Here is a 13,314-nt window from a genome sequence, read left to right as displayed (position 1 = left end):
GAATGCACCTGGGCCGCCCGCATTGCGGGCGGCCCAGGCCGTATAAGGGGGGATGCGTTGTCAGAAGGTGAACTGATCGCCGTACGCGGTGGTCTGGACCAGTCCCGTGGCGGTCGACACCGAGGTGGAGACGAAGGGGACGGCCGACACCGGCGACGCGCATTGGGAGACGTTCAACGCGGCATTGTTGAACGTGATGTGGTATGGGAAGGTGGTCTTGTCGTCCAGGGTGGCCGTCGCCGTCGTGGCGGGGGTGACCTGGCCGGGTTCGAGGGTCGCGGTCAGCGATTCGGACAACCCCAGGGAACCGCCGACGCTCGGCCCGAGGTTGAAACCGGGAGGAGATACTCCGGGCACCCCCGCACCGGAGGTGGTCGGCAGGGTGGGTGTGGTGATCGTGGGGGTGGTGATCGTGGGCGGGGTGGTTGTGATGGGGGTTGTCGTGGTGGGGGTGGTGGTCGTGGTGACGGTCGTAGTCGGAGGGGCGCTCGTGGTGGGGGCGGCCACAGTCGTACGGACAGCCTGGGTGGGAGTGGTCGTGATCTGGGCGGTCGTCGGGGAGGCGCTGGTGGTTGTGGTCGGAGTGGCGCTACCGCTGGCCGCAATCGGAGCAGCCGCAGTGGTCAGAGAGGGTGGCGTGAAGGTGGGCGAGATGCTCAGCTGCAGCCCTTGGTTGGGCGAGATGCCTACGGATAAACCGCCGGCCACGCTGATCCCGCACCCCAGCAGGAATCCCGCGACCGCCTGACCCGAGCTGATCGGGTCGCCTTCGACGTTGATCGAGAAATTCCCGGACAACTGCGCGGCATGGGAGAACGTCATGAGGTAGTTCGGTGTCCGGTCACCGGGTGGGTTCACCCCGATGTTGTCCACCGACGCGGTCAGATGGACTCCCGAACCTGTCACGTCCGTGCCGGGTGGCTGGGCGTGACTCGTTTCGCTCCCGCCGGTCCATAAGACCGACGCGACGGCGGTAACCGCGGCGATGCCCGTCGCGGCGGCGATGAGAGGACGGCGCATAGCTGGATCCTGTTCCTCGATGTCACGGCAGCAGATCCCGAATAGCTATCGACCGGCAAGCATAATGCGCGAACCCGCGCGGACCTCGGATTCGGCGCGCGCCACGCCGCCGACCTCGAGATTTCAAGCGGGGTAGACATGGATCTCGGTCGCCTTGACCGCGGCCCACAGCCGCATGCCCGGATGAATGCGCAGGTCGGCCACCGCCGCCGAGGTGATGTCGGCGAGCACCGGTGGGGCCCCGTCGAGGCGGACGCGGGTGAGGTTGGCGTGGTGTTCCAGGCCGCCGACGGTCACCGGCCAGGTGTTGCGCGGGCTGCCGCCGGGTTGCTGGGGATGCAAGCTCACCGCGGTCGGCGGGAAGGCGAGGAAGACGCGGCCCGCAGCCGGTGCGGCGACGGTGAGGTGCCCGCCGTTGTCGATCTCGACGCCGGTGCCCTCGGCCGTGCCGCGAAACAGGTTGAGCCCCATCAGATCCGCGACATAGTCCGACCGTGGCCGCCGAGCGATCTCGGCCGGTGCGCCCTGCTGGACGATCGCGCCCTGTTCGAGGATGACGAGCCGGTCCGCCAGCACCATCGCATCGAGTGGGTCGTGGGTGACCACCACGGTATGGCCGCGATAGTCGCGCAGGTGACGGGCGAGGTCGGCGCGCACCTGCATCCGGGTCCCGGCGTCGAGCGCGGCCAGCGGTTCGTCGAGCAGCAGTAGCTGCGGGTCGGTGGCCAGGGCGCGCGCGAGTGCGACCCGCTGTGCCTGTCCGCCGGAGAGGGTGCGCGGTGTGGCGTGCGCGTGCTCGGCGAGACCGACCCGGTCGAGCCGGTCGGCGGCGCGCGCCCGCGCCTGTGCGCGCCGCATGCCGCGGGCCCGCAAGCCGAACGCGACGTTCTCGAGTGCCGAAAGATGCTGAAACAGCAGGTAATCCTGGAAGACGACGCCCACCTGTCGCTGTTCGGCCGGGACGAAGATTCCCGGCGGTTGGTCCCAGATCCGGTCGGCGACGGTGAGACGTCCGCCGCTGAGCGGTTCGAGTCCTGCCAGCGCGCGCAGTGCCGTGGTCTTGCCGGCGCCGTTGGGTCCGAGCAGGGCCACCACCTCACCGGGTTCGACGGTGAGCGATATGCCGAGGCGGAAGCGCTCCCGCCGCACCTCGAGTTCGGCCCGCAGCGTCATACCGCTGCTCGAATCCAGCGCTCGCGCAACGACACCAGCACCGCGACCGAGACCAGCAGCAGCACCAGGCTGAGCACGATCGCGGCGTCCGGATCGGTTTCCAGCGCGAGATACACCGCCAGCGGCATGGTGGTGGTGCGGCCCGGGAAGTTCCCCGCGAAGGTGATGGTCGCGCCGAATTCGCCCAGCGCCCGGGCCCAGCACAGCACGCCGCCGGCGATCACGCCCGGCAGGATCGCGGGGAGGGTGACGCGGCGGAAGGTGTACCAGGGGGTCGCGCCGAGGGTGGCGGCGGCTTCCTCGTAGCGGGTGTCGGTGCTGCGCAGCGCGCCCTCCACCGAGATGACCAGAAACGGCATGGCGACGAACGCCTCGGCCACCACCACACCCGGCGTGGTGAACGGCAGCGAGACGCCGAACCAGTCGTACAGGTACTGCCCGAGCAGCCCGCGGCGGCCGAACACCAGCAGCAGCGCCACCCCTCCGACCACCGGCGGCAGTACCAGCGGCACCGTCACCAGCGCGCGGATCACTGCGCGGCCCGGGATGTGCGCCCGCGCCAGCAGCCAGGCCAGCGGGATGCCCAGCAGCAGGCAGATCACGGTCGCGCAGCTCGCGCAGATCAGCGAAAGTCGCAGGGCGGTACCGACTTCCGCGCTGAACAGCCGGGCGGTCAGGCTCGCCCACGGGGTGCGTACCAGCAGGCCGATCAGCGGGATCACCAGGAACGCCAGCGCACCGAGCGCGGGCAGGACCAGCACGACCGGCCGCCGTCCCGCGGCCGTCCGCCGCCGCGTTCCCGTCCTGGTCACGGGGTATCGAATCCCGCGGCGGCGAACACCTTCTTCGCCGGATCGGAGTGCACGTAGTCGACGAAGGCGGCGGCCGCGGCGGCGTGGGGCGCCTTGGCGAGCGGTGCGATCGGATAGGTGTTGATCACCTGCGCTGATTCCGGGAAGTCGATGCCCTGCACCTTGTCTCCGGCCGCCTGCACATCGGTGCGGTAGACCAGCGCGGCGTCGACCTCGTCCAGCGTCACCTTGGTGAGCACGGCCTTGACATCCTGCTCACGGGTGTCGGGCTGCGGGGTGATGCCGGCGATCCGGAAGACCTTCTCCGCGGCCGCACCGCACGGCACCTGCACCGCGCACAGCGCGATCCGCGGCTCGGGCCTGCCGAAATCGGTCAGTCCGGTGATCCTGCCCGGATTACCCTTGGGCACAGCGATTTCCAGCCGGTTGCTCACGAAGGTGTCCGGTTTCGCGGTGATCTCACCGGAGTCGACCACCTGCTGCATGGTGGCCGGCGCGGCGGAGGCGAAGACATCGGCCGGCGCCCCCTGCCTGATCTGCTCGGCCAGTGCCGAACTGCCGCCGAAGCTGTAGACGACCTTCACGCCCGGGTGGGCGGCCTCGAAGTCGTGTCCGAGTTTCGTGAACGTCTCGGTGAGCGAGGCCGCCGCCAACACCGTCACCGTGCCCGAGAGCTGGTCCGTTCCGGCGGGGGATGGGGCGGCGTCGGAACCACATCCGGCCAAGCCCATGGTGACGGCTACGGCGGCCGCTGCGGCGCCGATGGTGCGCACACTCTGCATTCTCGTCAACTTTCCGGGATTTCGACCACGACGTGGGTCGATTTGACCGAGGCGACGGCGATGCTGCCGACCTCGAGACCGAGTTCGTCGACCGATTCCCGGCTGATCAGCGAGACCAGCCGGAACGGTCCGGCCTGCATCTCGACCTGCGCCATCACCGTGTCCTTGACGATGCGGGTGACGATGCCGCGCATCCGGTTGCGGGCCGAGGCGGCGACGGTGACACCGGGTTCGTGCGCCTCGGCGTGCTGACCGCGCAGCACGTCGGCCAGGTCCGCGCCGCGCACCCCCTTGCGACCGCTGTCGAGCCGGATCTCCGGCAACCGGCCCTGATCGATCCAACGCCGCACGGTGTCGTCGCTGACGCCCAGCAGCGCCGCCGCCTCACTGATCCGCAGATTCGTCACAATCTCCAGCATATTGCCGTGGATGCGGATCGCAAGCCCGCTCGGGTTGCCGGCCGGTTACCCGATTCTCACCGGGATGCGAGTTCGGCCGTGCGGAGCGGTCCCTGGCGCGAACGCCAGAGGTGATGCATGCTCGGCGGTATGGCCTCACTCGCCGGAATCGTCTCCGCCACGGCACGATTCGCCAACCGCCGCGGCGTCTATGCCGGTCGTCGGACGGCGAAAGTCCATGTGGCGCTCTACCGGTGGTCGGGCGGGCGGATCGGCGGGCGCATGCCGGGTCGTCGGGACGCGCGTATCCTGCTGCTCGATCATGTGGGTGCGAAATCCGGCATCCGGCGCACCTCACCGCTGATGTACGTCGACGCGGGGGCCGCGGTGGCGATCGCGGCGTCCAAGGCCGGGCAGCCGCACCATCCGGCCTGGTATCACAACCTCCTGGCCCACCCCGACACCACGATGCGGGTCGGGACCGACGTGCGCCCGGTGCGTGCGCGAGTCGCCACCGCCGCCGAATATCCGGACCTGTGGCGCGAATTCGTCGCTATGACACCGGATTACGAGTTCTATCGGCGCCGGGCGGGCGGTCGCACGATCCCGCTGGTCGTCCTCGAACCGCGCCGGCCGAGTTCAGCAGTAGAGGTCGACGAACCGGTCGAGTGAGCGTTCGATATCGCCCCTCAGGGCCCGCGCTACGGTCGCTCCGATCGGGCCGAACAGCGGTCGCCCACCCAGATCGATGTCGACCGTGACCTCCGAACCCGAGGCGTTCGGCGCGACCAGCAGTTCCAGCCCCAATTTGGTGCCGCCTTTGCCGGCGCCGGTCAACACGAGCCGGCGTGGCGGTTCGGCGGTGCGCACGGTCCAGCGCACGCGATTGCGCAGACCCTTCACCGAGGCGATGCCCACCAGTTCGGTACCGGGGGTGAGTTCGTCGGGCACCCGCCCGCGCCACGCCTCGTGCATGATCAGCCACTGGTCGAGTTCGCTCAGGTTCGACGCGTGCGACCACGCCCGATCGGGGGAGATCGGAACGTCCACCGACACCTTCAGTTTCGCCACGCGTGGATCGTAACCGCCGATGATTCGGCCCTCGTCCCGTGGCTACGATGCGAGTCCGGGGTCGGCGTGGGTCGGCCGGTCCGGCACCGCAGCGCCGCCACCGCCGCGCGCAACTCGGCCGAGCCGCTGGGTCTGCTCGCGGCCACGGAGTCCGGAAATCTGGTGCGCCACAGCGGTTTCGCGGCGACGCTGAGACTCGCGGTGCCGGGGGTCGTGGTCCGGCGGCGAGTGCGGCGGGGCTGACGGGGCGCGTCAGTGTTCGAGGTCGCCGGGTTCATCGATATCGCGGCCGGTGGCCAGATCACCGCATTCCACGGTCCGGGTGGGGACGGTTCGCAGATAGGCGGCGGCGCCGCGATCACCGGACAGGGTCGTCAGCAGATCGGCCCAGTGCCGCCGGGCGATCACCACGGGATGACCGGGACGTCCGGCGAAACTCGCGCGCGCGATACCGGATGGATCGGCGAGCGCTCGCTCGATCACCCGGGCGACGACATCCGCGCCGACATCCGGGGTATCCACGACATGCAGGGCGACGTATGCACCGTCGAGCCGCTGCGCCGCACCGATTCCCGTGCGCACAGACGCACTCATTCCCTCGGCCCACTCCGGTGCCACCACCGTGGTGGTCGCGGGAATCGGTGGGAGGCGGGCGGCGCCGAGCACCACCACGACCTCCGCGCACCCGCCGCCGCGCAGGGCGTCCACCGCGGTGGTCAGCCAGTCACCGACCGTGGCCTTGGGACGGCCGAAGCGCCGCCCGGCCCCGGCGGCGAGCACGACTCCGACGACGCGCTCCGACATGGTTGGCCTCTCGGTGGGAAATCCGCTGTGGCGCCAATGTAATAGCGGAAACGCCGGTCCTTTGTGGACTCGGCCAATTCGTCGTGGCCGGCCGCCGAACAGGCTGGATATCGTTCCCGGGCATCTTAGGATGAGCAACCGATCAACAGGCGCGAGATCAGGTAGGAGTGCGTGATGCCGTCCAAGGCGGTCGGTCAGCGTCGACGCCCGACGCAGGAGCGTGCGAAGGAAACCCGCCAGCACATCCTGGACACCGCGGCGCGGTTGTTCGGTGAGCGCGGGATCGAGAACACCTCGACCAACCGGATCGCCGCCGAGGCCGGCCTGAGCATCGGAACCGTCTACCGGTATTTCTCCGACCGCACGGTCATCGTCGAGGAACTGCTGGAACGGCTGCTGGAGAGCATCGAGCGCCGCTTCACCGAACGGCTGGATCGCGCGGATCGCTCGGTGGAGGATATGACCGCCGACATCCTCGCCGCCATCTGCGACGAACTGGTCGACAACGCGAAACTGGTGCGCGCCCTGGCCGCCGGTGTGCAGTTCTACAACAGCGGCATACCCGAGTTCGAACCCCGCCTGCGCCTGCTGGTGAAGGTGCTGCTGATCCAGATCCTCGGCCCCAGCGACGACCACGAACTCGACGTCATGGCCTTCGTGCTGGTGAACACGGGCTTCTCCGCGGTCCTGCGGGCCTCCGCCCTCGAGGTCGACCCCGAGGAACGCCGCGAAGCCATCGTCATGACCGCCCGCATGATCGGCGCCTGGAGCACCGCGGAAATCGAACGCCGCGCGGCGAATTCGGTCTGAGAGCCGGCCTCCCGCGAGGCGTTCGCGGGCCGGTGCCGGGCATACGGTGCCCGGATGACGATTCGAGCCGGTCGTGATCTCGCGGCGGATATCCGGGTGTGCGCGCTGTTGTCGGCGGCCGTGGGTGGCGGCCCGGCCCGCCTCGATGAGGTGCTGCGTCGATATCGCGACGATCCGGCCACCGAGCTGCTGGCCGTGTTTCTGGACGACGAACCCATCGGCGTGGCGGGGTACGAACGGCGCGCGGACCGGATCGTCCTGTTGCATATCGCGACATCGCCGCGCGGGCGCGGGGTCGGTCGGCGGTTGGTGGCGCGAATCCGCAGGGACGACCCCACGCTGCCGATCGTCGCCGAGACAGACCGCTCGGCGCTCGGTTTCTACTCGGCGCTCGGATTCACCGCGACGTCGCTGGGCGAGAAGTACCCGGGTGTCGAGCGATTTCAGGTCTGTCTGCCCGCGAGTGATGACAGCAACTGACATCGCGGTGTAGTCTGATGGCAGTCGCTGACATCGGCGGCCGCCGCGCGGGAAGCGCGGCGCATTTCTCGCGGGAAGGTCTTTCCATGCGCGTATTCATCACCGGGGCGTCGGGACATGTGGGGTCCGCGGTCGTGCCCGAACTGCTGTCAGCGGGACACGAGGTGGTCGGGCTGGCGCGATCGGATGCCTCGGCCGCGGCCTTGGCGGCGGTCGGAGCGCAGGTGCAGCGCGGAAATCTGGACGATCCGGAGGTGCTGGCCGAGGCGGCGGCCGCGGCCGACGGCGTGATCCACCTGGCGTTCAAACACGAGAACATGATCGCCGGGGACTTCCTCGGTGCGGCGCAGACCGATCTCCGCGTCGTCCGGGCGTTCGGCGAGGCCCTGGCCGGATCCGGTAAGCCGCTGGTCAGCACGTCCGGAACGGGTCTGCTCGCGGCCCTGGGACGGATCGGCACGGAGGCCGACTCGCTGCCGGCCGGCCCGCGGATCGACTCGGAGAACGAGGTGATCGGATTCGCCGATCGCGGTATCCGCTCCAGCGTGGTCCGACTGCCACCGACCGTGCACAGCACCCTCGACCGCCACGGTTTCGTACCCACCCTGATCGCCACCGCGCGTGAGAAGGGTGTGTCCGCCTACGTCGGCGAGGGCGCCAACCGCTGGCCCGCCGGCCACACCCTCGACGCGGCGCACCTGTACCGCCTGGCCCTCGAATCCGCCCCCGCCGGCACCCGCCTGCACGCCGTCGGCGACGAAGGCATTCCGCTGCGCCGCATCGCCGAGGTGATCGGCCGCCACCTGAACGTCCCCGTCGTCAGCATCGCCGCCGAGGACGCCCCCGCTCACTTCGGCTTCCTCGCCCCCATAGTCCAGCTGGACAACCCCACCACGGCCGAGGCGACCACGGCCCTGCTCGGGTGGAAACCCTTGCACCCCAACCTCATCGAGGATTTGGAGGAGGGACACTACTTCACCGGGCAGTGATGCGGAGCAGCGCCCGGCCGGTGGGTCACAAGCCGCCGTTCACCGGCCGCGCCGCTCACACTCCTCGAAGGGAGTCCCGGCATTGAAACAGTCGGCCAACCCGCTTTGGATGTCACCGCTGGTCGGCGGCTCGCCGCAGAGAATGCCGCAGCGTTGATAACCGGGGACGGTGGAACCGTCGGGGAAGTGGCAGCCGTTGTCGTCGCAGGTGTAGCCCCGGGTATTGGGGTCGTGACTCAGAGGTCCCCGTGAGTAGGACCACACGAAGGCGTCAGTGCCTTCGACCCGTGTGCAGTAGACGGTGCGGCCGTTCGCGAGGTGGGCGACGCCGCCGTGGTCGTCACAGTAGGCATTGAGCTCGACTTCGGGGCCCGGAGCCCTGGTCGGCGACCCGGATCCGCTGCCGGGTGCAGGGGCGGCCCAGGACGGCGCGACCATCAGGATTGTGGCGGCAACGGCGCTCACGACTCCGATGGCACATCGTCCTGTGCTCCGGAAACGCTTCGATCGGATCATCGGCCCCACCCTTCGGTCCCTATCGACGACAGGCCGGACGTTACCTGTCCGCACCGACAGCTGTCGATGGTGCACTGACGAACCCCGACCGATGCCGACGACGGAGGTGTTAACCGGGCTGCCCGTCCCCGAACTACCCGACCGGGTCCATGCGCAGGGTGGTGTTCTCGGCGGCCGGGGCCAGCATGGGTTCGAGGGCGCTGGGGTGGTCGCGGTATTTCGACTCGTAGGCCTTGCGGACTCGGTCGTTGAGGTAGGAGTCGGTGACCGGGTGCAGGGTTACGTCGGTCTCGACGCCGTGGGCGCGGACGCGCGCGCCGCGGGTGTGCATGGCGTGGCGGTACCACCCGCCGGATTGTCCGTAGGCGGAGCGGATGTAGAGGTCGTTGTGGACGCGCACCACCCAGATGGTGGTCCAATCCCGCAGTGCGCCGTTCTCGTAGTAGCTGGTGATCTGCAGTTCCTCGGACGATCCGATTCGATCGAGCTGAGCGGGGGTCCAGGCCATGGCGTTACCTCCATCGATCGCGATGCAGTGCTTCGCCCAGGCTAGGCCGATTTCCGGCGGCGATGCGGCTGCCTCAGCGCGGTTCGGGGAAATGTTCGGCGACCGCGGCGATCAACGCGCCGGTCCAGCGGTCGAGGATTCGGGCGCCCTCGGCGGCGTCGGCGGTGGTCGGATCGCCGAGTATTCCGTTGGCGCTCACCGCTTTCACCCCGCCGGACCGCAGCCGCGGGCCGTGTTGTTCGGTCGCGCCGAGCGGGATCGCCGGCAGCGGCGCGCGGTCGGCCTCGGCGAGGTCGGCCGAGGTCAGATCAGCCAGACGCATCACTGTCTCCGTCGCTTCGATACAGCAGCGCCGGCACCGGCCGGTCCGGAACGAACCAGACCAGGCTACGTGTGCCGCCGGCGGGCCTCGCCGGTGGATCTATTCGATGCCGAGGGTGACCTCGGTCGATTTGATCAGCACCTTGACCGTCGATCCCTCGGCGAGGCCGAGATCGTCCACGGCATCGCGGGTGATGGACGAGGTGATCTCGTCCCCGCCGGTGAGGCGGACCCGCACCACTGCCATGGCCTCACCGCGAGTGACCGAGACGACGGTGCCGTCGAGTTGATTTCGGGTGCTCAGGCGCATGCGGCGACCCTACGCCCGGGACCTGCGCCGGCGGGGGAGGGCGGAGTGGCGCGTTCAGCCGATCTCGTTCAGTGCCGGCGCGATCGACACCAGCTGTTCGATGCCGGAGGCGAATTCGGTGCCGATCGGCGGCAGCAGCACCACATGGTCCGCCCCGGCGTCCCGCTGGGCGCGGATCGTGGCGGTGATGGATTCCGGGCTGCCGTGGGCGACGAGTGCGTCCACGACCCGGTCGCTGGTGTCGTCGATTTCGCTTGCCGGATAGCCCAATTCGACGAGTGTGGCGCGAAACGACGGCCGGGCGGCCCACGTCCGCACCACCTCGCGGGCGGTCGCGCGGGCTCGCCCGGGATCATCGTCGACCACGACCGATTGACCCACCACCAGCAGTTTGCCGGAGCCGAGCGTATTCCGGGCGCGCGCGGTGTGTTCCGCGGGCAGCGCGGCGGGCAGGGCGCCATCGGCGATCTCGGCGGCCAGGGCCAGCATCTTCGGACCGTTCGCGGCGAGAATACGGGGATAGGACGCCTCGGGTGCCGGCGGCCAGGTTTGCTCGTTCATCCCGGTGAGGTAGTCCCGCATTGTCGTCAGCGGGCTGCCGAACTCGCGGCCGACGCTGTCGGCCTGCTGCGGATATCCCACGCCGAGGCCGAGGACGAAGCGCCCCCGATATGCCTGGGCGAGGTAGGCGGCGGCGCCGTGCGCGGTCTGCGGCGCCCGGGCCCAGATGTTGGCCACGCACGTTCCGGCCGTCATCCGTTCTGTGGCGGCGAGGAGGACGGCCAAGTGCGCGAACGCGTCCTTGCCGATCACCTCGTTGGTCCATACCGCCCGGATTCCGGCCTCCTCCAACCGGCGGCCCGCGCTTCGTTGCTCCTGCGCCGACGGCGCGCGGCCTCCACGACGGTGCTGCTTGTCATCGACCGTTCCTCCTGGGATGTGCTGAGCTCGGGTGAAATGGCTTGTGCTGAAGGCGAATACGGGAACAGTTGCGTCGGCGGCCGGTGGTGCAACCGGTGCCACGGCCGACGACGCGCACACTGTCGCGCGGCGTCGAAGGGGGCAGCCAGAGGCTCTGCTGCCGGTCTGTGCCGGTAACTCACTCTCGCACCGGCGACATCGTCGCTGCCAATGAATCTTTCGCCTGACGCAATACATTCTTCGTATCACTCCAGGTAGAGGCCACCGAGTGCCAGGCCGGGGCCAGTAAGCTGGCGGCATGTCCGAGACGTCACCCGTGGACCTCGATCTACGGCTGGTGCACTGTTTCACCGTGGTCGCCGACCATCGGCACTTCGGTCGCGCGGCCGCGGCGCTGCACGTCACCCAGCCGTCGCTGAGCCGTCAGATCCACCGGCTGGAACAGCAACTCGGTGCTCGCCTGCTGGACCGGACGCCGCAGGGCAGCCGGCTCACCGAGGCCGGGGAGGTGTTCTTGCCGCAGGCCCACGCGCTCCTGCGTGCGGCGGCCGCGGCGGTCGCCGAGACCCGCGCCGCCGCCCAGCCCGGTCGCGTGGCGATCGGCTACACCAGCGGGCTGATCGTCACCCCCGCGGTCCGGGAACTGCGCCGCCGGCATCCCGATGCCGAGGTGCGCGCCCAGCACGTGCCCTGGAACGACGTCCCCGCCGCGCTGCTGGGACATCGCGTGGACGCACTGGTCACCCGGCTGCCCTTTCCCACCGACCGCCTGCACGTCACCGTTCTCTACGACGAGCCGCGGGTGGTGATCCTGCCGGTCTCCCACCGGCTCGCAGGCAAGGAATCGGTCACCCTCGACGACATCGCCGACGAACCGCTGCCCCGCCTCCGCGATTCCGATCCGGCCTGGAATGCCTACTGGCGCATCGACCCTCGCCCCGACGGCCGTCCCGCCCCCGACGGACCGATCATCGATGCGATGGAGGACAAACTCGAGATCATCGCCGCCGGCGAGGCCATCGCCATCGCCGCCGGCTTCCGGATCCACTCCCTGCGCCCGGACCTCACCGCCGTCCCCCTCGCCGATGTCGATCCGGCCCACGTAGTCCTGGCCACCCGCACCGACGACCGCCGTCGCCTCGTCGCCGCCCTCCGCAAGATCGCGCAGGCGGTCCTCACCGGCCCCACACCCGAGAGTTGATCAGGTCGGCGTCCTGTTGGCGGAAGCGGTCGTGCTCAGTCGCGTCCGTGGTCGAGGCGGACGGCGCGGCGGGCGTTGGCGATGGCGGAGACGGTGGTGGTGCCGAGGACGCCGTCGCGGTCGAACATGACCGCGGTGCCGACGGCGAGGCCGTGGTGTTCGACGCGTTCGGTCAGGGCGAGGCCGACTTCCCTCTCGGCCGGCAGGCGGGTGATCGCCATCGTGACATCGGGATTGATGTATTCCAGCCCCGCGCTGCCGAGATCGGACACCATATTCGTGACGTCGGCGACCGAGGCGGCGAACTGGAACGGGGTCGGCTCCTCGCCCTCGACCACCGGAATGGTGAAGTGCCAGAGGCGTTTTCGGGGACCGTCACGCGGGCGGGGCCTCGCTCGCTCGCAGATACAGCGCACTCGCGCGCGCCGCCGGTTGGCCGTCCTGGCGCAGCACCGCGTCGACCAGGCAGAGGCGGGGGCCTTCGCGGACGACCGTCGCGGAGGTCGCCGTGGGGCGCATCCGCACCGCGCGGAACAGATCGAGCGTCCACCGGACCGGCTGCAGAGCGGGGCCGGGGACGGAGGAGATCGGGGCGCCGGCACGTGACCGGCGTGCGCGAACCCGCACTGTTCGGCTCCGAAGGCGTTGTGGCAGAAGGCATCGCGCAACACGCGCACCACCGATGCGATCGTCAGCGGGGGATGCCGCGGCGCGACGGCGCGCCCGGGGAGCGGTGGGGGTCGGCGCCGCGCCGCTCTCACCGGGCGCCGAGACGAATCACCACCAGGACAGCAGGCGGTGCCACAGGCTGCGGCGCACCTGCGCGTCGGGGGTCATGGGATCGGCTCGCGAGGGCGCGGGCGGACCGGGTTCGGCCGCCGAGGCCGGGCCCGGGCCGGGGGCCGCCACGGCATCGCCGTGGCCGCCGGACGGCGTCGCATCGGTTTCGCGTGCCGGTCCCGTGCACGGAGCCTGCGACCAGGCGAGATGTGGGGAATGGGGGCTGTCCGGCGGCAGCAGATGGGTCAGGCGCGGCAGTTGCACGGTCGGGTCGTCCAGGTCCCGACGCAGTTGGTTGCAGAACTGCTCGACCGAGCCGTAGCGATCGACGATCTCCTCGACCAGCAGGGCCGCCGACGGAGTTGCCGTGATCAGTTTGCCGCTCACCGTTCTCCTCACCTCACAGCCCGGACACGAT

21 protein-coding genes are annotated in these 13,314 nt (G+C 69.8%); 6 read left to right on the top strand and 15 right to left on the bottom strand.

Features of this window, described 5'->3' with window-relative positions; all coding sequences use genetic code 11:
- Positions 1-60: 60 nt before the first annotated feature.
- The 5 genes from NA3_RS06585 to NA3_RS06565 form a co-directional block, all read right to left on the bottom strand.
- Entirely contained in the window at positions 61-1,020 is a 960-nt protein-coding gene (locus NA3_RS06585; protein ID WP_062962624.1) for an MspA family porin, read from the bottom strand.
- A gap of 123 nt (positions 1,021-1,143) precedes the next feature.
- On the bottom strand, positions 1,144-2,193 hold the full coding sequence (locus NA3_RS06580) for an ABC transporter ATP-binding protein (protein WP_062962623.1): 1,050 nt from the start codon (positions 2,191-2,193) through the stop codon (positions 1,144-1,146).
- Positions 2,190-3,005: a molybdate ABC transporter permease subunit gene (modB, locus tag NA3_RS06575; protein ID WP_062962622.1), complete on the bottom strand. Its 816-nt coding sequence runs from the start codon at positions 3,003-3,005 to the stop codon at positions 2,190-2,192. The genes NA3_RS06580 and modB overlap by 4 nt, the downstream gene beginning before the upstream one ends.
- Positions 3,002-3,787, bottom strand: a complete 786-nt coding sequence (modA, locus tag NA3_RS06570; RefSeq protein WP_062962621.1) for a molybdate ABC transporter substrate-binding protein — start codon at positions 3,785-3,787, stop codon at positions 3,002-3,004. The genes modB and modA overlap by 4 nt, the downstream gene beginning before the upstream one ends.
- Positions 3,788-3,792: 5 nt before the next feature.
- Positions 3,793-4,194, bottom strand: coding sequence for a TOBE domain-containing protein (locus NA3_RS06565; protein WP_062962921.1), 402 nt, complete (start codon positions 4,192-4,194; stop codon positions 3,793-3,795).
- 141 nt (positions 4,195-4,335) lie between these two features.
- On the opposite strand from NA3_RS06565, the gene NA3_RS06560 reads away from it, so the two are divergent.
- Entirely contained in the window at positions 4,336-4,857 is a 522-nt protein-coding gene (locus tag NA3_RS06560) for a nitroreductase/quinone reductase family protein (RefSeq protein ID WP_063917352.1), read from the top strand.
- On the opposite strand, the gene NA3_RS06555 is transcribed toward NA3_RS06560, so the two are convergent.
- Positions 4,825-5,256, bottom strand: coding sequence for a type II toxin-antitoxin system Rv0910 family toxin (locus tag NA3_RS06555; protein ID WP_062962620.1), 432 nt, complete (start codon positions 5,254-5,256; stop codon positions 4,825-4,827). The genes NA3_RS06560 and NA3_RS06555 overlap by 33 nt on opposite strands.
- 66 nt (positions 5,257-5,322) lie before the next feature.
- Here NA3_RS06555 and NA3_RS36700 point away from each other — a divergent pair, with 66 nt between their 5' ends.
- Entirely contained in the window at positions 5,323-5,499 is a 177-nt protein-coding gene (locus NA3_RS36700) for a hypothetical protein (protein ID WP_157126532.1), read from the top strand.
- A 9-nt stretch (positions 5,500-5,508) separates the two neighbouring features.
- Here the strand turns inward: NA3_RS36700 and NA3_RS06550 are convergent, their stop codons facing one another.
- Entirely contained in the window at positions 5,509-6,060 is a 552-nt protein-coding gene (locus NA3_RS06550) for a nucleotidyltransferase family protein (protein ID WP_062962619.1), read from the bottom strand.
- Positions 6,061-6,234: 174 nt separating this feature from the next.
- Here NA3_RS06550 and NA3_RS06545 point away from each other — a divergent pair, with 174 nt between their 5' ends.
- From NA3_RS06545 to NA3_RS06535, 3 genes are all read left to right on the top strand, one after another.
- Positions 6,235-6,870, top strand: a complete 636-nt coding sequence (locus tag NA3_RS06545; RefSeq protein ID WP_062962618.1) for a TetR/AcrR family transcriptional regulator — start codon at positions 6,235-6,237, stop codon at positions 6,868-6,870.
- A gap of 54 nt (positions 6,871-6,924) precedes the next feature.
- The gene (locus NA3_RS06540; protein ID WP_062962617.1) at positions 6,925-7,350 is read left to right on the top strand and encodes a GNAT family N-acetyltransferase; all 426 of its coding nucleotides are present in this window, start codon (positions 6,925-6,927) and stop codon (positions 7,348-7,350) included.
- An 86-nt stretch (positions 7,351-7,436) separates the two neighbouring features.
- Entirely contained in the window at positions 7,437-8,339 is a 903-nt protein-coding gene (locus NA3_RS06535) for an SDR family oxidoreductase (RefSeq protein ID WP_062962919.1), read from the top strand.
- A 39-nt stretch (positions 8,340-8,378) separates the two neighbouring features.
- Here NA3_RS06535 and NA3_RS06530 read toward each other — a convergent pair whose 3' ends face one another.
- The 5 genes from NA3_RS06530 to NA3_RS06510 all read right to left on the bottom strand — a co-directional run bounded on the left by NA3_RS06530 (position 8,379) and on the right by NA3_RS06510 (position 10,933).
- Entirely contained in the window at positions 8,379-8,804 is a 426-nt protein-coding gene (locus NA3_RS06530) for a hypothetical protein (protein ID WP_128145379.1), read from the bottom strand.
- A gap of 184 nt (positions 8,805-8,988) precedes the next feature.
- Positions 8,989-9,363, bottom strand: a complete 375-nt coding sequence (locus tag NA3_RS06525) for a DUF2255 family protein (protein WP_062962615.1) — start codon at positions 9,361-9,363, stop codon at positions 8,989-8,991.
- Between the two features lie 73 nt (positions 9,364-9,436).
- On the bottom strand, positions 9,437-9,685 hold the full coding sequence (locus tag NA3_RS39440; RefSeq protein WP_062962614.1) for a hypothetical protein: 249 nt from the start codon (positions 9,683-9,685) through the stop codon (positions 9,437-9,439).
- Positions 9,686-9,784: 99 nt separating this feature from the next.
- A complete protein-coding gene (locus tag NA3_RS06515; RefSeq protein ID WP_062962613.1) occupies positions 9,785-9,994 on the bottom strand; it encodes a TOBE domain-containing protein in 210 nt (69 codons plus the stop codon).
- Positions 9,995-10,048: 54 nt separating this feature from the next.
- Positions 10,049-10,933, bottom strand: coding sequence for a TIGR03620 family F420-dependent LLM class oxidoreductase (locus NA3_RS06510; RefSeq protein ID WP_062962918.1), 885 nt, complete (start codon positions 10,931-10,933; stop codon positions 10,049-10,051).
- A gap of 280 nt (positions 10,934-11,213) precedes the next feature.
- Between NA3_RS06510 and NA3_RS06505 the strand changes: the two genes are divergently transcribed.
- Positions 11,214-12,116: a LysR family transcriptional regulator gene (locus NA3_RS06505; RefSeq protein ID WP_062962612.1), complete on the top strand. Its 903-nt coding sequence runs from the start codon at positions 11,214-11,216 to the stop codon at positions 12,114-12,116.
- Between the two features lie 35 nt (positions 12,117-12,151).
- On the opposite strand, the gene NA3_RS38455 is transcribed toward NA3_RS06505, so the two are convergent.
- The 3 genes from NA3_RS38455 to NA3_RS36690 form a co-directional block, all read right to left on the bottom strand.
- Positions 12,152-12,532 (bottom strand): hypothetical protein, encoded by a 381-nt coding sequence (locus NA3_RS38455; protein ID WP_369689782.1) that lies wholly within the window; start codon positions 12,530-12,532, stop codon positions 12,152-12,154.
- Positions 12,492-12,743 (bottom strand): acyl-CoA thioesterase domain-containing protein, encoded by a 252-nt coding sequence (locus tag NA3_RS38450; RefSeq protein WP_062962610.1) that lies wholly within the window; start codon positions 12,741-12,743, stop codon positions 12,492-12,494. Before NA3_RS38450 ends, NA3_RS38455 begins: the two co-directional genes overlap by 41 nt.
- A gap of 150 nt (positions 12,744-12,893) precedes the next feature.
- Complete coding sequence (locus tag NA3_RS36690) at positions 12,894-13,283, bottom strand: hypothetical protein (protein WP_062962609.1); 390 nt, start codon at positions 13,281-13,283, stop codon at positions 12,894-12,896.
- Positions 13,284-13,314: the final 31 nt, after the last annotated feature.

This window comes from Nocardia africana NBRC 100379, from assembly GCF_001612635.1.
In the GTDB taxonomy this organism is placed as follows: domain Bacteria; phylum Actinomycetota; class Actinomycetes; order Mycobacteriales; family Mycobacteriaceae; genus Nocardia; species Nocardia africana.
This window is presented reverse-complemented; position numbering and strand designations above follow the sequence as displayed.